Origin of the sequence: Paenibacillus sp. tmac-D7 (assembly GCF_006519665.1) — a bacterium.
GTDB classification, from domain to species: Bacteria; Bacillota; Bacilli; order Paenibacillales; family NBRC-103111; genus Paenibacillus_G; species Paenibacillus_G validus.
In genome coordinates, this window is the sequence record NZ_VIDW01000067.1 from 1 (window position 1) to 19,058 (window position 19,058).

Here is a 19,058-nt window from a genome sequence, read left to right on the forward strand (position 1 = left end):
AGCGGATGCGCGTATCGTTAAGCCGGAACTGATTGACGAGGTGCTCCAAGAACGCCGTAATCGCTTCGACACGTTTGGACGTCAGCTTCACCTGCACCGTGTCCGTAATCAGCTCCTGGACATTCCCCTCGACTTCCCGGGAGATGACGCGGTTGTCTTTACTGATTTCGGCGATCCGCTCCATCAGCTTCACCACTTCGTCGATAACCTGCGTTTTCAACGAATCGTTGCTGGAGGCGCTGTTCAGCAGCTCGGAAGCGGCCGCCACGAGCAGACTCCCTTCTTCCACCACCTTGGTGCCTTCCCCCATCGAAATAAACGCCTGCTCCGCATTGGTGTAAATATGCTGTACCGTCTCATGGATTTCTTCCGTTGAACGCCGGGTCAAGTCGGCCAGCTTGCGGATCTCGGTAGCGACGACGGCAAAACCTTTGCCGTGCTCGCCGACGCGGGCGGCTTCAATGGCGGCGTTCAACGCCAGCAGGTTCGTCCTGGATGAAATTTCCTCAATAACCTGCAGTACGTTTTTAATTTGCTGGGTCGTTTCCATGAACGTCGAGATCGTCCGATTCGTCTCTTCGACCTTGGCGGAAATGTGCGCCATCTTGTCCCCGATCCGCTCGACCTCGTTCTGCGCGACGGCGATTTGACCCGAAGCGTTAGCCTCGATGACGCGCAGCGTCTCCTTCATCTCTTCAACCGCATCTTTTGCTTGGTCGATATCGCGCAGCTGCTTGCGAAGGCTGCCGATCATATCATTAATCTTGCCGCTCATTCGATCCGTCGATTCCGCCGTCGTATCCGTCGATTCGTTCAGCAGCCGCTGGCTCGACAGCACGTCGGCCGCCGCCCGTTTCACTTGAAGCATGACCCCCTCGAGCGAGTCGATCATGTTGTTGATCCACTTGGCCAGCTCCCGGGATTCGTCGCCTTGGAACATCTCCGGCTTCAGACGCTGCGTCAAGTCGCCCTTCCCTTCGGCGTTCATGCGGATAAACCGCTGAATCTGATGTAAATGCCTCGCAAGCGGCGCGCTTCCTTTGCCATAGATCACCCAGGCCGTCACCAAACCGATCGCCAGCTGCAGAAGCCCTGCGGCCGCTCCCGCAAGCCAGAACGGGACGTCCGCGCTTGCCGCCAGCCAACCGATCAGCCCTGCGGCGGCCACACAGCCCGACACGATCCAAGGCAGTTGAAGACGGAACATCCGCCAGTTCGTGCCCCGAACCCGGTATACTTCCTCCAAATCGCCTTCGCACATCATCCCCCAGAGGTCCGGGCAATGCGGCAGCCGGAACGTGACGCCTTTACCGATAACCGGAATGTGCCGATAGTCCGAATAACCGGGAAATTCAACGAATAAATTGCTGCCGTTCTTAATCGTGTTCGCTACGCCGGGATGAAGATCGCCGGTCGCCGGATCGGTAAACCGCAGCTCCAGCTCGGTATGCTCCTTCACCGTCACTTGGCCCCAATCCGTGGTGACGCCGTCCTTCAAATTTTCCCCGTGCGTAAACGTCCGGTCCTCGAACCGGCTGCGCGAAAGCGCCGTGCCGGGAGCGATGTGCGTCTGCAGCCCGGCGGAAGCCATGAACAAATAGTTATCGCCCGAGTCGGGGTACACGTGCCCGGATTCGCGTTGAATCAAATCGCCGATCACGTCGTTAGGCACGCGTCCGCACAAGGCGCCTCGCCATACGCCCGACTCGACGATCGGCACGATAAACAGCAGGGTCATGGCATCGTGAAACGACGAGGTGCTCGGTCCGATCTTCAGCGTCGTCGGGTCGCTGTAAGGGCCGAATAAGCATTTGCGCCCTTCCACTCCGGATCCGGCATAACTGAGCCCCAGACCAATCACACTTTGCTCGCCATAGACCGTGGTACGATGTGCCGGATACGTGGAGAAGACCACTTCATTTTGTTCATTTAACAGAAAAATTTCAGAAAAATCCGGAGCCCGCTGACGCATCGAGGTGCAGTGATCTTCCCATTGCTCCGGCTCCGGCTGCCGCCACAGCGGCGTCTCCGACGCTGCGGAACCCTGCAGCAAAGCAAGCAAGCGGTCCAAATGTCCCCAACATTCATTAGCCCAATCAATCAACAACTCTTTGCGGGTAGAAGCGATGCCCTCGAAAATGTCCTCGACATCTTTCTTTAACCCGCGATTCAGACGATACGACCACCAAAGCGGAAGCCCTTTTTGAAAACCAAGCCAATCAAACATATGCACCCTCCAAATCCTCAACTAGAATGCTTTTCTCTGTATGTCATATATCATAACATAAATAATATAACTTTCGTCGCATTATATGTGAAATTTATACATAAAATTTTGTGTTTTCTTTCCCCCTACCCAGACCTTTGACTCTGCCGCCCCTACACGCATAGTGCCTTGGAACCAAGAGCCCGCTGCATGCAAAGAACAGGACCCGGCGGTGCATGTTGCCGTGCACGACCAAGTCCTGTTCCCTGTTTGTTTTCGCTGTTTAAGCCTCAAAGCCGAGGTGCCGAATAAATCGTCGGAACCCTTCCCGGCCCCGTTCGCCGTACTTGTACACGCCCGCGTCGCGAAGCACAGCCTCGAACTTGCGGCCGACTTCCTCGCGCAGCGCCTGCTCCGCTTGCCCGCGGGACAGGCCTTTCCCGTATTTCGCCGCCAATTCGGCCAGCCACGGCGCATGCTTATGCAGCGGATGGCTTTCATCCCCCAGGATCCGCTCATCCAGCTCCGCTTCGCCGATGAATAGAGCCGCCGCTTGCTCAAGCTCGTCCTTGAGGCGTCCCGGCAGTACGGCGAGCCCCATCACTTCGATCAGCCCGATGTTCTCCTTCTTGATATGGTGCAGCTCCCGATGCGGATGGAAAATGCCGTCAGGATGCGCTTCGCTGGTCCGGTTATTGCGAAGCACCAAGTCCAGCTCGTACTCCCCCGCTTCGTTGTTGCGCGCGATCGGCGTAATCGTGTTGTGCGGCACCCGCGTCCCGTCCGGCGCATCGCTGAAAGCGAGAATGTCACAGTCCGGATCGCTGTAAACGCGCCATGCGTCCAGAATCGCACCGGCCAGCTCCAGCAGCTGCACCCGGTCACGGCTTGATATGCGGAGGACCGACATCGGCCACTTCACCACGCCAAGCTTCACGCCGCCGTAGGACGGATGCCCGAACCGCTCTTCCACCGGGGCCAGCTCCATCGGAAACCGGTGCCGCCCGCCCTGAAAGTGATCGTGGCTCAAGATCGACCCGCCGACGATCGGCAAATCCGCATTGGACCCGACAAAATAATGCGGGAACCGCTCCACGAAATCGAGCAGCCGCTCGAACGTATGCCTCGAGATGATCATCGGACGATGCTCTTTATCGAAAATGATGCTGTGTTCGTTGTAATAGACGTAAGGCGAATATTGAAAACACCATGGTTCCCCGGTCAGCTCAAGCGGAATGACGCGCAGGTTTTGCCGAGCGGGGTGATTGAGCCGGCCGGCATACCCGATGTTCTCGACACAGAGCAAGCACTTCGGATAGCGGCTTTGCTTCGCATTTTTGAGCATTGCGATTTCCTTCGGGTCCTTCTCCGGCTTGGACAAGTTTACCGTAATTTCCAGGCTGCCGAAATCGGTCGAGGCGAGCCAGTACAGATTCCTGCGAATGCGGTCCATACGAATATAGTTCGAGTCGATGCTCAGCCGGTAGAAATCGGCCGTCGCGCGCTCGATTCCGTCCCGCTCGGCCGTTGCCCAGAAGCGATGAATCAGCTCGGACGGGCGCGGCATGATAACGCCCATGATGCGGGCGTCCAGCAAATCGCGCAGCGTCGTGTTGTCGTCCTCGAGCATACCGGCTGCGGCTGCGTAGTCGAGCAGCGGCTCCAGCAGCTCGCTGACGTCTTCGCCGGGCGCAGCCGGCAGCTCCCCCGCATACGGCTCGTCAAGACGCAGCAAGTCGAGCAGCCCGTTGCGCGCCGCATACAAGTCCGGCGGCTCCAGCAGCTTGCGCCGGAGGCCGAACTGCAGCAGCCGTTCCACATCGCAGGATGCCTTCCGGCGCAGCGCTTCGATCTCTTGTTCGCGTTCGTTTTGCATGTGCTCTACACCCCTAGGTAAAGTCTTAAAGCCCATCGCTTCACGGCCTCCTGGCGAAATAGCGGAGCTCCGATTAACTCCGGCACGGCACGGTATTTCCGGGTTTACAGCTTGCCCGCCCCCGGGCGCATTTCCAGCGCTCCCCGCGTCCGGACGTCTACGCCTCGTAGCCGGTCGGGCGGCTTTGGTGCCATGCCCACGCCGAAGCGATGATGTGCTCCAGCCGGTCGCGCTTTGGCCGCCAGCCGAGCTCCTCGCGCGTCCGTTCGGACGAGGCCACAAGCACCGCCGGATCTCCGGCGCGGCGCGCCTCCACGACCGCCGGGATCGGATGGCCGGTCACCTGCCGGGCAATCTCAATCACTTCCTTGACCGAGAAGCCTATGCCGTTGCCGAGGTTGTATATGCGGCTCTCGCCGCCCCGGAGCAGCTTCTTCACCGCCAAGATATGCGCGTCTGCAAGATCGGACACGTGGATATAATCACGGATGCACGTGCCGTCCGGCGTCGCGTAATCTTCACCGAACACCGAGATGTGCGGGCGCTGGCCGAGCGCCACCTGAAGGATGATCGGCACCAGATGCGTCTCGGGATCGTGATCTTCCCCGATCCGCCCGCTTTCATGCGCGCCGGCCGCGTTAAAATAACGCAGCGATACGTACTTGATGCCGTGTGCGGCGTCAAACCACTTCATCATGTTCTCCATCGCCAGCTTCGTTTCGCCGTAAGCGTTCGTCGGCAGCGTGCGGTCCGTCTCGAGAATCGGAATGTTCTCCGGCTCGCCGTAGGCCGCCGCCGTAGAGGAGAAAACGATTTTGTTCACGCCGTGCTCGTTCATCTTCTCCAGCAGACACAAAGTGCCGTATACGTTATTGTGATAATACTTGGCCGGGTTCTGCATACTTTCCCCAACGAGCGAGTTCGCCGCAAAATGAATGACCGCGTCGATCGCGTTCTCCCGGAACACCGTGTCCAAGAAGTCCTTATCCCGGATATCCCCGACGTACAGCTTACCTCCGAGCACCGCCTCGCGATGGCCCTGTTCCAGGTTGTCGACGATCACAACCTCCTCGTTCTTCGCCAGCAGCTCTGCCACCGTATGCGAACCGATGTAGCCCGCGCCGCCTGTCACCAATACAGCCATGGTCCTCTTTGCCTCCTGCTTATTCGATTTCTTTCACGCCGTCCCCGATGTCACCTACGTAAAAGCTGGCTTTCAAACCGGTCTTGTCTTCATACAAACGGCCTACTTCATCGATAAACCGGTCAATGCTGTCCTCGTGGACCAGCGATACCGTGCAGCCGCCGAAGCCCGCGCCGGTCATCCGTGCGCCAAGCACGCCGGGCACCTGCCAAGCCGCCTCGACCATCGAGTCGAGCTCGAAGCCTGTCACTTCATACAAATCGCGCAGCGATTCGTGGGAACCGTTCATCAGTCGACCGAACGCCGCCAAATCCCCACGCTCCAGCACTTCGATCGATTGCAGCACGCGATCGATCTCTTCCGCCACGTGGCGGGCGCGCCTCTTCACAACTTCGTCCGCAATCAAGTGCTGCGCTTCGTTGAACTGCGCGAGCGTGAGCTGTCCGAGCAGCGTGAGCTCGGGATACCTCGCCTGCAGGTCGCGCACCGCTTGCTCGCACTGCGAACGGCGCTCGTTGTAGGCCGAATCGACCAACCCGCGCTTTTTATTCGTATTGCCGATCACCAGCCTATACGCACCGCTTTGGAAAGGAACGTGCTTATATTCCAGCGTATCGCACATCAACAGCACCGCATGATCCTTCTTCCCCATCGCTACCGCGAATTGGTCCATAATGCCACACTTCACGCCGATGAAGTCGTTCTCCGCCTTCTGAGCGAGCCGGGCGATCTGTACCTGATCCGTCGGCTGCCCCTCCATCGTCAGCAGACCGAAAGCCGTGACGACCTCGATCGAAGCCGAGGAGGAAAGACCGGCCCCGTTCGGAATCGCTCCGCTGAACAGGATGTCGTAGCCGCCGACCGCAACGCCGCGCTGCTGCAGCTCCCGGATCACGCCTTTCGGGTAGTTCATCCAGCCGTCCTCCGGGTTGTTCTCCAGCGATTGAATGGAAATATGTTGGTGTCGTTCAAAGTTGGTCGAGGCGAATCCGACAAGCTCGTCGTCCCGTTTGCGGAGCAGCATCGTCGTGCCGAACGTCAGCGCCGCCGGAAACACGTACCCTCCGTTATAATCGGTGTGCTCCCCGATCAAATTAACGCGCCCCGGCGCGTGAAACACACGGATCGGATGCGGATTTTCCGCCCCGTATAAAGCTACAAACCGTTCTTTTAACGCTTCAATATCGGCCATCGCGGCTCACCTCAGGCGATTAGAATAGGGTTGCTGTGCAAATTTCGCCGAATCGCGGCATACAATCTTGCATTAATTGCTTTTAGTATAGCCAGGCCGGACGCGGGAAACTATGGAATGATGTCAGCTGGATATGGAAAAATGTTAGATTCCCATGGTATACTTACGGCGACATCGGAAGTCGGCCCTTGTCCGACTACCCTGAAGGAGGGATCGCGGTGGCCGCTTACGACAAACGCGCCGATAGCTACTACGTCGTATCCAACCCGAATGCGTCTCAGGAACACGGCGGTCTCGTCGTCCTATTCGCCGGCAACAGCCAGACAAAGCCCGGGCACAGGCCCGGGCCGAAGGTCGTCGATTACTATTTGTTTCATCACGTGCTGTCCGGGCGCGGAACATATATGTGCGCGGGGCAAACACATGAACTCGGCGCAGGCGACACGTTCCTGATCGAGCCCGGGACACTGATCCAATATATGGCAGACTACGATCGCCCGTGGCATTATCGCTGGATGGCCTTCGATGGCCCGGAAGCGGCACGGATGCTTGCCGGGATCGGCCTCAGCTCGCTGCAGCCGATTGTGCGGACGGGCGGCAACCGCGGCATCGCGGCCTTGTTCCAGCAAGCGCAGGAAGCGTTCCAGGCGCGGACCCCCGGGGCTGGACTGAAAGCCACGGGCTGCCTGCATTTGCTGCTGGCCGAATTCGCCGAGACGCTGCAGCCCGCGGAGCCGCGTCTCCCGGACACGGCGACAGGCGGCGAACGAACGGTGCGGCAGGCGCTGCAGTACTTGTCGGCCCAATACGCGGAGCCGATTACCATCGAGCTGATGGCCGAGACGCTCGGCTACAATCGGGCCTACTTGTCCACCTTGTTCAAGGAGCATACCGGCGTCAGCCCCGTCACGTTCCTGCTCCGTCTGCGGCTTGACAAAGCGCGCCGCCTGCTGCGCGAGCGGCCCGAGCTCACCGTAGAGCAAATCGCCTCCTCGGTAGGCTTCCAAGATCCGCTTCACTTCTCTAAACAGTTCAAGCGCCAGTACCAGACGTCTCCTTCCGAGTACCGCCGCTCGCTCCTTTAGTCGGCGGCCCGGATCATCGCGGACATCTGCGCTTCCTGCCGATCAGCGCGCCCGGGGCCTCCGCGCGAAGCAGCCGCCGATCAAGCGGTTCACTTGACCAGCGGCAGCATGAAAGCGATGCACGCCCCTTGACCGAGCCGGCTTTGAGCCCAGATGCGGCCGCCGTGGAAATCGACGATTTCCTTGGCGATCGCAAGACCGAGACCGCTGCCGCCGCCGGACGTATTGCGCGACTTGTCCTTTTTATAGAAACGGTCGAAGATGTACGGCAAATCCTCGGGCGCAATGCCCGTTCCGTTATCCTGCACCTGCACCACGAGCGAATGCTCGTCCACGATAAAATGCAACTGGATCAGCCCGCCCTGCGGCGTATGCTTCACCGCGTTGTAGATGATGTTGGTCAGCACCTGATCGATCCGGTTGGTGTCGACCTTGACAAGTGCCGGCCGGCCGTCTCCCGGGTGCAGGATATACGAAGCGGTCTCGAAGCGAAGCCCGCCTCCGGCCAACTCCAGCTCGTACCGCTCGTCGAAAAAGCGGAACAGCTCGTCCGTGCTGACCGTATGAATGTCGAATTCCATCTGACGCGCTTCAAGCTTCGACAGCTGGAACAAATCCTGGATCAGCCGATTCAATCCGGTAATGCGGTTGTGGATCAGCTTCAAATATTTCTGCTGCTGCTCCTGCTGTACGACACCGTCCATCAACGCTTCGACATATCCTTGAATGAGCGTCATCGGAGTGCCGAGGTCGTGCGAGATGTTGCTGAGCAGATGCCGCCGGGATGTCTCCATCCGGGCCAAATCCTCGTTCACCTGCCCCAGGCTGCGGTTGATCCGTTCCAGCTCAGCCGTGCGGTCGCGAATCTTCTGCTCCAGGCCCACGTTCATCTCGCGCATCTGCCGGGACAACGACTCCACCGAGGCGATAGCCTTCGTCGACCGGACGCTAAGCACGAACGAAGCCAGCATCGCGCCGGCGAATAAGCCGATGAACGCCACTTCCCCGGTATGGAGGTATTGAGGATCGAACCACTTTTTGACGGACACCGCCGCGATATATGCGGCGGTACCGAGGATGACGAAGGTCGCCCCTTCCCGCCCGCGATAGAGCGCTACAGCTAAGCAGAAGACGATATACACGCCGGAGACCATCGTCGCCAACTCGAAATACGGCACCATATAGGTCATCCAAGGGACGGGCAGTACGATGACAAGTACCGTGCACGTCATGCCGAGTCCGAACATCAGCCGAACGGCGGCGCGTTTCACTTCCTGCGGATAGAGCAGGTGCACGAACATGACGATCGCCGGAATGCTGAGGAAAAAGCAAACCGATTCGATCTTCTTCCCGACGAGCCAATCCAGATTCGGCATCCAGTAATAAATGACGCCTGCCTCCAGGAATGGCGCTCGAATGCCTACAAGCAGGCAAAACAATCCGAAATAAAACGATTCCCTTTCCTTCCTTCGCAGCAGATACAACACCATGTAGTGAATGCCCATGGCGAGCAGCCCGCCGACCATGATCGTCTCAATCGACAAATTCGTCTGCAGCTCCGCATCGATCCGCTCAGGAAGCCCTAATATAGGGGAATCCTGCATGCCCCCGCTGAAGCAATGGAAATTGGACACCTGTACGACCAGCTCCAGCGTCGGACCCGGGGAGCCGATCAGCAGCGTCCGCGGCGAAAACTTTGGCTGCGAGCCGTTCGCATCCTTGCCGACCTGACCGACCTGCCCCAACAGCTCGCCGTTCACCCATACGGTATAGGCCGTTTCGACATAAGGCATTTTCAACGCATACGTTCTCGGTTGCCCATCCAGTGCGACCATCAGCCTATACGTGCCGTACCCGCTGCCGCTTGCTTTCCCTCCGTTCACGGCTGCACCGTTCCAGGCGCCAGGCACCCGGATATAAGAAGACTCCGGCCGTTCCCCGGCGTGAAGCTGATCAGGCGTCAGCAGAGCCCCCCAATAGAACTCCCACTCGCCCTCCAGCCGAACGTACGGCCCGCCTGCCCAGTCGTAGCCGCTCAGCGATAATTCGCCGCGATTCGCCTGTCCCGCATACTCGTTGGACGCGGCCATAGGCCGATAGCCGGATACCGACGTGAGCAGGGCAAACAAAAGTATGGAAATAAACACCCGAAACCATTTATAATAAAAGATGTTTCTGGAAATCGATACCACTTTCTTTCTTGTTGGTTATTGCCAATTCTGTCTATTATCGTATATGAAACCACAAGTTTTGGGAATGGGGAATTCAACAGCGGACGGCTATTTGGAGGAGAAACTCGATGTCTGGAGAAAAAATATTAATCGTAGACGACGAAACGGAAATTGTCGAATTAATTACACTTTATTTGGAAAAAGAGGGATACGAAGTATTAAGCTCTTCGAACGGAGCGGAAGCGGTCGAGATGGTGCAGGAGCACCGGCCCGATCTGGTCATCCTCGACATCTTGCTGCCCGAGCTGGACGGCATTGAAGTATGCCGGCAAATCCGGAAGCACTACACGACGCCGATTTTGTTCCTGAGCTGCAAGAGCGAAGACATGGACATCATTCTCGGCTTCAGCATCGGCGGCGACGATTACATGACGAAGCCGTTCAGCCCGGGTCAATTGGTCGCCCGGGTGAAGGCGCACCTGCGCCGCAGCCATCTGTTAGAGCAGCACAAGGAAGAAGCCCAATTTCTCTCGTTCCCCGGCCTTGAGATGGACTTGCTCAGCCGGACGGTCCGCGTGAACGGCCAGCTTGCGCCGCTCTCGTCGAAGGAGTTCGACCTGCTCCTGCATCTGGCCCGCACGCCGGGCAAAGTGCTGTCGCTGGAGCAGCTGTACAAAATGACCTGGGGCGTCGACAGCAACGGCGATACGCGCACCCTGCTTGTCCATATCAGCAACCTGCGCAAGAAGATCGAGCCGAATCCGGCCGATCCCCAATATATTTTGACCGTTCGCGGGATCGGCTACAAATTCAACCACTGATGCGGAATGCCCGGCAGTCGGGGATTACGGCGACCGGCTTGCCGCCAATCACCGCGAAGGCTCATGATCAATGCGGCGCAGTAATTCGGCCAATTCGTCCGGCGCCAGATCGCGCCACTTGCCTACCGGCAGGCCGCCAAGTTTAATGTTCATGATGCGCGTCCGCTTCAACCGGCGCACCTCGTACCCGAAGGCGGCGCACATGCGGCGAATTTGGCGGTTGAGCCCCTGCGTCAAGATGATGCGGAACGTCCGCTCGTCCATCCGGTGAACGACGCACGGCTTGGTAACGGTGCCCAAGATATGGACCCCGCCGGCCATCCCTTGCAGGAACGAAGCCGTAATCGGCCGATCGACCGTGACGATGTATTCCTTCTCGTGCTCGTTCTCCGCGCGCAAAATTTTGTTGACGATGTCGCCGTCGTTCGTCATCAAGATCAGACCTTCCGAGTCCTTGTCCAGACGGCCGATCGGGAAGATCCGTTCGCGGTGTCCGACAAAATCGACGATATTGCCGCGTACGTGGCGCTCCGTCGTACTCGTGATGCCTACCGGCTTGTGCAGCGCTATATACACGGCCGGCTTCTTCGCACGGATCGGCCTGCCGTCGATGCGCACATCGTCGCCCTCGCCCACCTGGCTGCCCAGCTCCGCCTTAACGCCGTTGATCGTGATGCGCCCGGCCTCGACCAGCTTGTCCACTTCTCGTCTGGAACAAAGCCCGGTTTCGCTAATATATTTATTGATTCGCATACCGTACTCTCGCTTTCCGTTTTCGATCGATGATCTATTTATCTATCATACCATGGTTGTGGGGGAATGCTGGAATGACGTATCCGGCCAAAACCGTATTTTACTTCAGCTTTTACATGTTTGCGCTCAGCTTGACGCTGCTCTTGGCCCCCGGCCTGTTGTCCGGTCTGCTCGGCTATACGGCGGAGAGCTATATTTGGCTCCGGCTGATCGGCCTGTTCCTGCTGTACCTGTCGTTCGATTATTTCCAGGCGGCGCGGGAGAACATGCGCGGCTTCTTCTACCTGACCGTGTACACGCGGGCTTCGATCCTGTTGTTCATGATCGTCTTCGTGTCATTCGGCTGGCTGAAGCCGATTTTCGTTGCGCTTAGCCTGATCGACTTCAGCGGAGCGGTCTGGACGTGGAGAGCCTTGAAACGAACGGAACGTCATCGCTCTCGCCCGTCTGAACCCGTCAGGACCGCAGATGGCGCATAAGGCGAGCTCGCTGGCGGCCGCCCGCTACACCGTCCTCCGCTCCATCAGCCGGTAAGAAGCCCGTGTGTTTCGGCTTGGTCCGTGCGGCCGGTGACGCGATCGTGCAGCAGCCGCGGGTACGGTCGTGACGGACACGCCGGCCGTGCGGGCGATCTGTTTGATGTTGGCCATAGCCAAGCCCCCTGCAGAGCCGTTCTGCGAAAAAATCGCTTGACATGAAATGCATTTCACAAGATAAGCTGATTTTCGAAGCGCAAAGCGGCCCGGCTTGCCGGGCGCTCCGGGCGGTCGCCAGGCTCGCGGATGCGCTTCGCCATGCGGCGGGACGGCGGGACAACGCTCGGCCTATAGACGATGGGGGAGCATTTTCAGGATGCCCGCTTCCGAGGCCAGGCGGGACGGCTGCCGCACAATGCCATCACCCGGAGGTGTATAAACCATGAACGAGACCATCGTATTTTTCGATATCGACGGCACGCTGCTTGACGAGCGCAACCGTCTGCCCCAAACGACCAAACAGGCCATCGGGCTGCTGCAGCGCAGCGGTATCCGAACCGCTATCGCAACCGGCCGGACGCCCAGTCAATTCGAGTGGATCCGCGAGGAGCTGAACATCGACACCTACGTGTCGGCCAACGGCCAATACGTCGTGTACGAAGGCCGTGAGATATACGCCCACCGGTTGCCGCCGGATCGGCTTCGCGACATGTGCGAATTCGCGGAGGAACGCGGACACTGTCTGGCGTTCAGCAGTCATGCGATGCTGTGCGCATCCCATGCGGCTCATCCGCTGATCGACGCCAGCTTCGGGGCGCTCAGCTTGGAATACCCGCCTGTCGATCCGCTCTTTTATACCCATTCGCCCGTATATCAAGCGTACCTGTTCTGCCCGGTGGAGGAAGAGCCGCTTTATACGGCCCGCTTCCCCGAATACCGGTATCACCGCTGGCACCGGTTAGCAGCCGACGTCATGCCCGCAGGCGGCTCGAAAGCAGTGGGCATTCAGAAGCTGCTGGAAGCGGTCGGCGCTGCGCCAGCCCAATGTTACGCCTTCGGCGACGGCTTGAACGATAAGGAAATGCTTGCTTGGGTAGGCACCGGCATCGCCATGGGCAACGCCTCCGACGAAGTGAAGGCCGTCGCCGACCGTGTCACCGCTACCAGTTCCGAAGACGGCATTTGGCACGGGTTAAAGCAAGTCGGTTTAATCTGATTGTTCATCATCATTATACCTGCTGTCCGGCCCGCCGTTCAATCGTACGCGACCGCAGCACCGACGGCCGGTCGGTTGACCGAAAGAGGCCGCTGCAGCAGCAACCGAACCATCGGGCTGACGCAGCGGCCTTACCTGTACCTGTACATCCAAGCTTATTTCACCGGTTTGACCGGTTTCCTGTCTTTGAAAAAAAGAACGGCGGCCCGTCGCGTAAGCCAGAACACGAACGCTTCGGAGACAAAGGTCCAATACCAGTCCCACAGACGGACGTACCGAATCAACAGCGTATATTTTTGGATCATATATTCGGCTATCGTCAATGCGGAACAGAACAGCACATAGTAGCCGATTCGCTTCCAGACCGGTGCGCCTTCCGGATACCGCGCAGTAAACAACGCGCACAGGACCGGCAGCGCCAAGTATTCGAAGATAAAGCTCGTTCGGTTAACTTGATGCAATTCCCGCACCGGGTATTCGATGAGCCCGAGCTCAACCACCAGCAGCCCCAAAATCCAAACCGGCAGACCCGCAAATAGAAATACGAAATTCGCCTTTAATCGCTGTTCCTTCGGAATAAGCCAAATGATGCCAAATGAGATCATGACGACGGTAATTAATAATAAACGTTCCAGCCAATACATAGGACACCTAGCTTCTCAACGCTTCAATTTTCCCGTTAAACCAATTCACGTACCGATAGACGAGCGCATATTCCAGCCCTACGATTAGCGTCACCGTCAGGGCGTTGGTCGACAAAAACTCCACGGTATTCGTATACCGGGAAAGCATCGATTTAAAAAGCCCCATGGTTACCGCGAATATCGCGTAGTGCATCCATTTGCGGCTTCGTTCCCTCTTGTGAGGATAAGTCATATAAAAAACGGTAAAAGCCGCCGGGCTGAACAAATAACTGAATTCAAAGCCGTTGTCCGTCGCCCGGGAAAAAAAGTGAACCGGATACTCCGCCAGCTTGAACAGAACGATCAGAAAGTCGATCCCCCACGAAAGCGTTTGGTACGCCAGGAATGCGACAGCCGCCTTGCGAAAGTTACCCCGACGGAGAACCGAAGCCAGTAAGGCTACCGATAGCAACACGATCCCCCATTGGACGATCACGTCGAATTGCAGCAGCATAGGTCCCCCCTATTCGTGAATGAAGAGGCGCCAGACCGGCCTCCGCTACTTATACTGTTGTCACCGCTCCGTCATCTTATTCAATTTTTTTGGAAATAAAATGAAGAGTGACTCGCGAATAATCCCGGTTTTTGGAAAAAATACAGGTATTTTGGCCCCTTTCTCCCCTAACCTGGTTTCATGCTTGTCCATGACGGGTAAATACAGGGTACTCGGTTCCACAGCGGTCCTCAGGGATCAAATGAGGGCGCCGAAGTTTCTATCGAAGGAGTGTTCCGTATGTCCCGTAAAAAAACGCTGCCGTCGATCGCCAAACCGTTTGCCCATGTGCACAGCATGCTCGCTGTTGTAGGCTTTACCGAATCGTCCGCTAAAGAAGGCACCGTCTACGAACTGTCGTTTCGCGACCCTGTGACATTGAAGGAATATCCGTTTCGCGTTTACGCGCATACCCTGGAGAACGGGATGACGCACATCAATTTGAACGAAGCGGCCTTTGCGGCCCGGGGCTATGTTCCCGATCCCGTGGCGGACGCAGCTGATGACATTATGCTCGATCTCGCGCAATATTTGGAGAATGGCCCGGTCAAGAAGAAGTCGGCGTCGACGTCGATTGAACACGCCATGAACGGGCAGATGGCAGGCAATGAGGAAGATGTCAAGCGACTGGGCCATGTGATGGCCAAGATGCCGACAAACGCCCAAGTGCGCGAGAACGGTATGATTCCCGACCCGATTCAGTAATAAGCATTGTTGTACACGCACGCCAAGGGCCTCCGCCGGATGGAATTCGGTTTCGGGGGCTCTTTTTGCAGTTCGTCCACCTGCACAAAAGTGTCGAAGCTTGCGAATACATTAAACAGACGCCTGAAACGTGCGTGGAACCGTTCAATTTTACGCCAGTATGGCGCATCACATATAGGGGGCAGATCTATGAAACCACCCCAGCAACCCGACTCAACGCCCCACACGGGCCAATTGCGGAATGACTCGCCGGCGCGAGCGATGCGGGCGACCTGGCGCTCCGCCCGTGACAAGGACGCCGGTACCGCGGCGCAGGCCGAGGCTGCAACCGGGGCGCAGCGCGGCAAGGCGGCCCGGGCGGATGCGGGCGCGCCTCGCGACAGCGGCCCGGCCGAGGCGGGCGACGCTTCCATGGCCGGGTGGCAGAGGCCGCTCGCCAGCCCATACCATCCGATCCCTGTCGCCCCACGCAGCCGGTACCGGCCATGGTTGTGGGCGGTCTTGTTCGGCCTGCTGCTTGGTGCGCTCGGTCTGGGGCTCGCTTCGGCCTGGATCAGCGGTCTCGATATCAGCAAGCTGGAGCATCCGCTGCCTGAAGCGAGCTTCGTGCTCGACGCAAGCGGCCAGCCGGTTTCCGAGCTCTCGTCGTCCAAAATCGAGCCGGTGCCGCTAGCGCAAATGCCGAAGCATTTGCAGCACGCGATCGTCGCGGTCGAGGATCGGCGCTTCTACGAGCACCGCGGCTACGATCTGCGATCGATCGCCCGCGCATTGATGCGCGATCTTCAATCCGGCTCTTTCGACGAAGGCGGCAGCACCATCACCCAACAGCTGGCCAAAAATATGTTCTTGTCCTCGGACAAAACGCTAACCCGTAAAATAAAAGAGCTCGGCTACGCCATAAAAATACACTTCGCCTACAGCAAGGACGAGATTCTCGAGCTGTATCTGAACAGCATTTATTTCGGTGAAGGACAGTGGGGCGTCGAGGGGGCCGCCCAGCATTATTTCGGGAAGCCGGTGAACAAGGTGACGCTGGCCGAAGCCGCGCTGCTCGCCGGGCTTCCGAAAGCCCCTTCCCGGTATTCACCGGTCAAGCATCCCGAGGAAGCATTGACACGACGAAATCTCGTATTGTCCTTAATGAAAGAGCAGCAGCTGATCGAAGCGGCCGATTACGGGCAAGCGGTTGCCGAACCGATCCGGCTGAAGGCGGAAAGCGGCGAATCGCTGAAGGGGAAATTTCCGGCGTTCGTCGATTATGTGATGGATGAAGCGGAAACGAAATACGGCTTCACCGAGCAGCAATTGCTGACGATGGGGCTGCGCATCCATACGACGATGGACCTCACTGTGCAGCAGTCGGCGGAAGCCGTATTCGCCCGGCAAGAGCTATTCCCGGCAAGCCCGGATCAGAAGCTCGTCCAGGCGGCCGCCGTTGTGCTCGAGCCTGCCAGCGGCGCCGTGCGGGCTGTGATCGGCGGCCGGGGCGAGCAGACGTACCGCGGCTTCAACCGCGCCACCGAGCTCAAGCGCCAGCCGGGCTCGACGTTCAAGCCGCTGGCCGTGTACGGACCCGCGCTGGAACACGGCTATACGCCCGACTCCATGCTCTTTGACGGCGAGCTCGATATCGGCGGCTACCGGCCGCGGGACTGGGACGGCCAAACCCGCGGAGAAGTGTCCTTGCGCGAAGCCGTCACCCGCTCGTGGAACATTCCCGCCGTCTGGCTGCTGAACGAAATCGGCCTGAATACCGGGCTCGATTATTTGAGACGGTCGGGCATCACGCTGCCGGCTGCCGATAAGCATCTCAGCCTGGCGCTCGGCGGGCTGTCCGAAGGCGTCTCGCCGCTGCAGATGGCGCAGGCCTACGCCGCCATCGCCAACCAGGGCGTCATGCAGGAAGCGCATGCCATCACGCGCATCACCACCAAGGACGGCAAGCCCGTGATCGAGGCGCACCCGCAGCGGACGGACGTGACCGCGCCGGTCCATGCGTATACGCTGCGGACGCTGCTGCAGGAAGCCGTCACGTCCGGCACAGGCCAGGCCGCGCTGCTGAACGGGCGGCCAACCGCCGGCAAGACGGGAACGACCCAGCTGCCGGCGACGCAGGAGTTCGCCGCGGTAGGCCAGAACGGCGCCAAAGATGCATGGTTTGTCGGGTTTACACCCGAATTGGCGGCCGCTGTCTGGGTCGGGTACGACCAAACCGACCGCAACCATTACTTGACGACGTCGGGAGGGGCCGTGCCGGCGACGCTGTTCAAGGAAATGATGACCCGCGCTTTGCAAGGGGTGCCGGTGAAAGATTTTCCCGTACCGGAAGAAGTGCAGCGCGCCATCGAGCAGGCTCGCAAGCAAGCGGAGGATCAAGAGCGTGAAAGACAGAGAAAGTCGGAGGAAGATATAGAAAAGCCGGATAAACGTGACTACAGGTTTTTCGAGAATAAATACGACCGCAAAGAGGACAAGAAAAAAAACCGCAAGCACGACGACGATGACGATTAAGCCGTGCTTCCTCCCGCATACCGAAAGCCCCTTACCCTTACGGCGAGGGGCTTTCGGTATGCCCCCGTCACCCGGCGGGAAACCTATTTGCGTTCCCTGTGGAACGGAATAACGAATCGAGGGAGGCCCCGTATGAAAATCGAAACGAACCGATACGAAGTTGCTTCGCTGCCGCAAACCGACGAAGCCGTTCGTATCATTCGGCAAGCCGAATCGAAGCTCGCCGAGCTGACCGGCGATGAGATTACGCTTATCGCTTATGCACACGCGGAAGGAGGCGAACGGCATGACGCATGACGACGCCCCGGCGGCGCATCCGCATGAACCTACCGTCGCCCCTGGCATGAACACGCACGATCCGCTGGAGGAGAAGGCAACGGAACAAGAGGTGCGGCAGGGGGAGTCAACGCCGGTCACCAGGCTGTTCGTGGACCGTACGCCCGACGATTAATTCCCGCCACCGCCTACCCGAATGAGCCCGCCCGGTGACTCCCGGGCGGGCTCTCGTATTTGTCGCCAGCTTGGCTTGACTCCGTCAGCGAGCCTATTCCGCAAATAGCGAAACTATAGCTCGCTATTCACATCTTCTTCCGGCCTGTCATCCGAACATCGTTCGAATAAGGCAACATCGTTCCATTCTCTCCGCAGGACGCCTTCCCCCTCGCCCGATCAAGCGCCATCCCTCCACTTTCTGTGCAAGCGTCCCCGGCGCAGACAAACGGGCCGCCGCTTAGCCCGTCCCCCGCCGCCTTCTACACCCGCTCCCACCGGTTCGAGTGCTTCTGCAGCATCGGATGGGCCGAGTAAAATTCGCCGCTGCCACCGGCTATGAACATGCGCACTTTTTTGATCCACGGCTCGAAGCTCTCGTAACCGGCCAGCCTGCCGGCCATCGCTGCGCTCACATACACGAAGTACGGGGAGGCGTACTTTTCCTCCAGAAACCGGAAGGCCGTGTCCATCGGCGTATATTTCTTCCGCTTGCCTTCGAACCGCTCAATCGTCCAATCCACGCCCGATTCAGCCTCATCCAGCAAAGCTTCCAGCGCGTCCACACGCCGGTAGTAAGGCTCGACCGGCTCTTTCTCCATGCGGCGCACGGTCTCTTCATGCAGCGGATAAAACACCAGCTTCGCGATGCTCCGTTCTTCGGCCAACCGAAGAAGCGGCTGCAGCTCCTGCAGCGAATAGTCCGCGAAGCTGTCGTACACCCACAAGCTGCCGCGCTCCGATTCCCGCGACTTCGGGGGTTCGTAACCGAAAGGCACCTTCACGTTTTGCTTGGCCATCGCCATCATCCTCCTCGGGTTTCGAGCGTTGGGGATCTTTTTGGTTTAGTATACCATGCCAGGCATCCGGCATTCGCCTCCGAGCCGCGGCCCGCCCCGCCTTTGCCCGCAGTCAGGAAGCATATTTTGCAAGCAGGCTGCGCACGTTAATAATCGAAGTCCGATCCTATGGGGAGAAAGGAGGATCACGCCATGTCCGAGAACAAGAAGCATCAAGGCAACTACGAGGGCACCGCTTCCATGTCCGCCGAGAATCAAGATCTGGAGTTCGTCAACGATACCGTAGAAAATGTGAAAACCACGAAAAATTTACCCGGCGCGACGCAAAAGGAAAAGAAATAACCGCACCCGGCCGTCCTGACGGCTGCACCGAAAACAACCGCAAAACGCCGCCCCTCGGGGCATGGCGTCTTGCGGTTGTTCGCCGTGCTTGC

General features: G+C 58.5%; 19 protein-coding genes and 1 pseudogene. 9 read left to right on the forward strand and 11 right to left on the reverse strand.

From position 1 onward, the window contains the following. The 4 genes from FKP33_RS25130 to FKP33_RS25145 all read right to left on the reverse strand — a co-directional run. Positions 1-2,227 (reverse strand): methyl-accepting chemotaxis protein (locus FKP33_RS25130; RefSeq protein WP_141336660.1); only part of this gene is annotated, 2,227 nt, incomplete at its 3' end. 262 nt (positions 2,228-2,489) lie between these two features. Beyond that, positions 2,490-4,082: a UDP-glucose--hexose-1-phosphate uridylyltransferase gene (locus FKP33_RS25135; RefSeq protein WP_141336661.1), complete on the reverse strand. Its 1,593-nt coding sequence runs from the start codon at positions 4,080-4,082 to the stop codon at positions 2,490-2,492. A gap of 157 nt (positions 4,083-4,239) precedes the next feature. Then, the gene (galE, locus tag FKP33_RS25140) at positions 4,240-5,226 is read right to left on the reverse strand and encodes a UDP-glucose 4-epimerase GalE (RefSeq protein ID WP_141336662.1); all 987 of its coding nucleotides are present in this window, start codon (positions 5,224-5,226) and stop codon (positions 4,240-4,242) included. Positions 5,227-5,245: 19 nt separating this feature from the next. Further along, positions 5,246-6,418: a galactokinase gene (locus FKP33_RS25145; RefSeq protein WP_141336663.1), complete on the reverse strand. Its 1,173-nt coding sequence runs from the start codon at positions 6,416-6,418 to the stop codon at positions 5,246-5,248. 218 nt (positions 6,419-6,636) lie between these two features. Between FKP33_RS25145 and FKP33_RS25150 the strand changes: the two genes are divergently transcribed. After that, positions 6,637-7,503 carry an AraC family transcriptional regulator gene (locus tag FKP33_RS25150; RefSeq protein ID WP_054800279.1) on the forward strand — a complete coding sequence of 289 codons (867 nt, stop codon included), beginning with the start codon at positions 6,637-6,639 and terminating at the stop codon, positions 7,501-7,503. An 89-nt stretch (positions 7,504-7,592) separates the two neighbouring features. On the opposite strand, the gene FKP33_RS28795 is transcribed toward FKP33_RS25150, so the two are convergent. Next, on the reverse strand, positions 7,593-8,084 hold the full coding sequence (locus FKP33_RS28795) for a sensor histidine kinase (protein WP_372814200.1): 492 nt from the start codon (positions 8,082-8,084) through the stop codon (positions 7,593-7,595). A gap of 18 nt (positions 8,085-8,102) precedes the next feature. Further along, positions 8,103-9,593, reverse strand: a pseudogene (locus FKP33_RS25155) (7TM diverse intracellular signaling domain-containing protein); the annotation flags it as partial. A 209-nt stretch (positions 9,594-9,802) separates the two neighbouring features. Here FKP33_RS25155 and FKP33_RS25160 point away from each other — a divergent pair. Further along, positions 9,803-10,495, forward strand: a complete 693-nt coding sequence (locus FKP33_RS25160) for a response regulator transcription factor (RefSeq protein WP_054800277.1) — start codon at positions 9,803-9,805, stop codon at positions 10,493-10,495. 48 nt (positions 10,496-10,543) lie between these two features. Here the strand turns inward: FKP33_RS25160 and rluF are convergent, their stop codons facing one another. After that, entirely contained in the window at positions 10,544-11,248 is a 705-nt protein-coding gene (rluF, locus tag FKP33_RS25165) for a 23S rRNA pseudouridine(2604) synthase RluF (RefSeq protein WP_054798123.1), read from the reverse strand. Between the two features lie 74 nt (positions 11,249-11,322). Between rluF and FKP33_RS25170 the strand changes: the two genes are divergently transcribed. After that, positions 11,323-11,727 (forward strand): hypothetical protein, encoded by a 405-nt coding sequence (locus tag FKP33_RS25170; RefSeq protein ID WP_141336665.1) that lies wholly within the window; start codon positions 11,323-11,325, stop codon positions 11,725-11,727. A gap of 24 nt (positions 11,728-11,751) precedes the next feature. Here the strand turns inward: FKP33_RS25170 and FKP33_RS25175 are convergent, their stop codons facing one another. Continuing rightward, a complete protein-coding gene (locus FKP33_RS25175) occupies positions 11,752-11,904 on the reverse strand; it encodes a hypothetical protein (RefSeq protein WP_181410278.1) in 153 nt (50 codons plus the stop codon). A gap of 262 nt (positions 11,905-12,166) precedes the next feature. On the opposite strand from FKP33_RS25175, the gene FKP33_RS25180 reads away from it, so the two are divergent. Beyond that, positions 12,167-12,940 carry a Cof-type HAD-IIB family hydrolase gene (locus tag FKP33_RS25180; RefSeq protein WP_054800276.1) on the forward strand — a complete coding sequence of 258 codons (774 nt, stop codon included), beginning with the start codon at positions 12,167-12,169 and terminating at the stop codon, positions 12,938-12,940. A gap of 155 nt (positions 12,941-13,095) precedes the next feature. Here the strand turns inward: FKP33_RS25180 and FKP33_RS25185 are convergent, their stop codons facing one another. Beyond that, on the reverse strand, positions 13,096-13,584 hold the full coding sequence (locus FKP33_RS25185) for a CBO0543 family protein (protein ID WP_141336667.1): 489 nt from the start codon (positions 13,582-13,584) through the stop codon (positions 13,096-13,098). A gap of 7 nt (positions 13,585-13,591) precedes the next feature. Next, positions 13,592-14,077, reverse strand: coding sequence for a CBO0543 family protein (locus tag FKP33_RS25190; protein WP_141336668.1), 486 nt, complete (start codon positions 14,075-14,077; stop codon positions 13,592-13,594). Between the two features lie 279 nt (positions 14,078-14,356). Here FKP33_RS25190 and FKP33_RS25195 point away from each other — a divergent pair, with 279 nt between their 5' ends. From FKP33_RS25195 to FKP33_RS27370, 4 genes are all read left to right on the forward strand, one after another. Beyond that, on the forward strand, positions 14,357-14,821 hold the full coding sequence (locus tag FKP33_RS25195) for a hypothetical protein (protein ID WP_141336669.1): 465 nt from the start codon (positions 14,357-14,359) through the stop codon (positions 14,819-14,821). Between the two features lie 189 nt (positions 14,822-15,010). Continuing rightward, the gene (locus FKP33_RS25200; protein ID WP_236595719.1) at positions 15,011-17,335 is read left to right on the forward strand and encodes a transglycosylase domain-containing protein; all 2,325 of its coding nucleotides are present in this window, start codon (positions 15,011-15,013) and stop codon (positions 17,333-17,335) included. A gap of 132 nt (positions 17,336-17,467) precedes the next feature. Beyond that, positions 17,468-17,632 (forward strand): hypothetical protein, encoded by a 165-nt coding sequence (locus tag FKP33_RS27365; protein ID WP_164751718.1) that lies wholly within the window; start codon positions 17,468-17,470, stop codon positions 17,630-17,632. Continuing rightward, a complete protein-coding gene (locus FKP33_RS27370) occupies positions 17,622-17,786 on the forward strand; it encodes a hypothetical protein (RefSeq protein WP_164751719.1) in 165 nt (54 codons plus the stop codon). The genes FKP33_RS27365 and FKP33_RS27370 overlap by 11 nt, the downstream gene beginning before the upstream one ends. Before the next feature lie 301 nt (positions 17,787-18,087). Here FKP33_RS27370 and FKP33_RS25205 read toward each other — a convergent pair whose 3' ends face one another. Beyond that, on the reverse strand, positions 18,088-18,624 hold the full coding sequence (locus FKP33_RS25205; protein WP_127605102.1) for a hypothetical protein: 537 nt from the start codon (positions 18,622-18,624) through the stop codon (positions 18,088-18,090). 192 nt (positions 18,625-18,816) lie between these two features. On the opposite strand from FKP33_RS25205, the gene FKP33_RS27375 reads away from it, so the two are divergent. Beyond that, a complete protein-coding gene (locus FKP33_RS27375) occupies positions 18,817-18,966 on the forward strand; it encodes a hypothetical protein (RefSeq protein ID WP_164751720.1) in 150 nt (49 codons plus the stop codon). Positions 18,967-19,058: the final 92 nt, after the last annotated feature.

Excerpts from the sequence above, each read along its gene's own strand:
- FKP33_RS25205 (WP_127605102.1), bottom strand. The coding sequence starts at position 18,624 with ATGGCCAAGCAAAACGTGAAGGTGCCTTTCGGTTACGAACCCCCGAAG.
- FKP33_RS25145 (WP_141336663.1), bottom strand. The coding sequence starts at position 6,418 with ATGGCCGATATTGAAGCGTTAAAAGAACGGTTTGTAGCTTTATACGGG.
- FKP33_RS25200 (WP_236595719.1), top strand. The coding sequence starts at position 15,011 with ATGAAACCACCCCAGCAACCCGACTCAACGCCCCACACGGGCCAATTG.
- FKP33_RS27365 (WP_164751718.1), top strand. The coding sequence starts at position 17,468 with ATGAAAATCGAAACGAACCGATACGAAGTTGCTTCGCTGCCGCAAACC.
- rluF (WP_054798123.1), bottom strand. The coding sequence starts at position 11,248 with ATGCGAATCAATAAATATATTAGCGAAACCGGGCTTTGTTCCAGACGA.
- FKP33_RS25180 (WP_054800276.1), top strand. The coding sequence starts at position 12,167 with ATGAACGAGACCATCGTATTTTTCGATATCGACGGCACGCTGCTTGAC.
- FKP33_RS25190 (WP_141336668.1), bottom strand. The coding sequence starts at position 14,077 with ATGCTGCTGCAATTCGACGTGATCGTCCAATGGGGGATCGTGTTGCTA.
- FKP33_RS25170 (WP_141336665.1), top strand. The coding sequence starts at position 11,323 with ATGACGTATCCGGCCAAAACCGTATTTTACTTCAGCTTTTACATGTTT.
- galE (WP_141336662.1), bottom strand. The coding sequence starts at position 5,226 with ATGGCTGTATTGGTGACAGGCGGCGCGGGCTACATCGGTTCGCATACG.
- FKP33_RS27375 (WP_164751720.1), top strand. The coding sequence starts at position 18,817 with ATGTCCGAGAACAAGAAGCATCAAGGCAACTACGAGGGCACCGCTTCC.
- FKP33_RS28795 (WP_372814200.1), bottom strand. The coding sequence starts at position 8,084 with ATGGAATTCGACATTCATACGGTCAGCACGGACGAGCTGTTCCGCTTT.
- FKP33_RS25185 (WP_141336667.1), bottom strand. The coding sequence starts at position 13,584 with ATGTATTGGCTGGAACGTTTATTATTAATTACCGTCGTCATGATCTCA.
- FKP33_RS25195 (WP_141336669.1), top strand. The coding sequence starts at position 14,357 with ATGTCCCGTAAAAAAACGCTGCCGTCGATCGCCAAACCGTTTGCCCAT.
- FKP33_RS27370 (WP_164751719.1), top strand. The coding sequence starts at position 17,622 with ATGACGCATGACGACGCCCCGGCGGCGCATCCGCATGAACCTACCGTC.
- FKP33_RS25135 (WP_141336661.1), bottom strand. The coding sequence starts at position 4,082 with ATGCAAAACGAACGCGAACAAGAGATCGAAGCGCTGCGCCGGAAGGCA.
- FKP33_RS25160 (WP_054800277.1), top strand. The coding sequence starts at position 9,803 with ATGTCTGGAGAAAAAATATTAATCGTAGACGACGAAACGGAAATTGTC.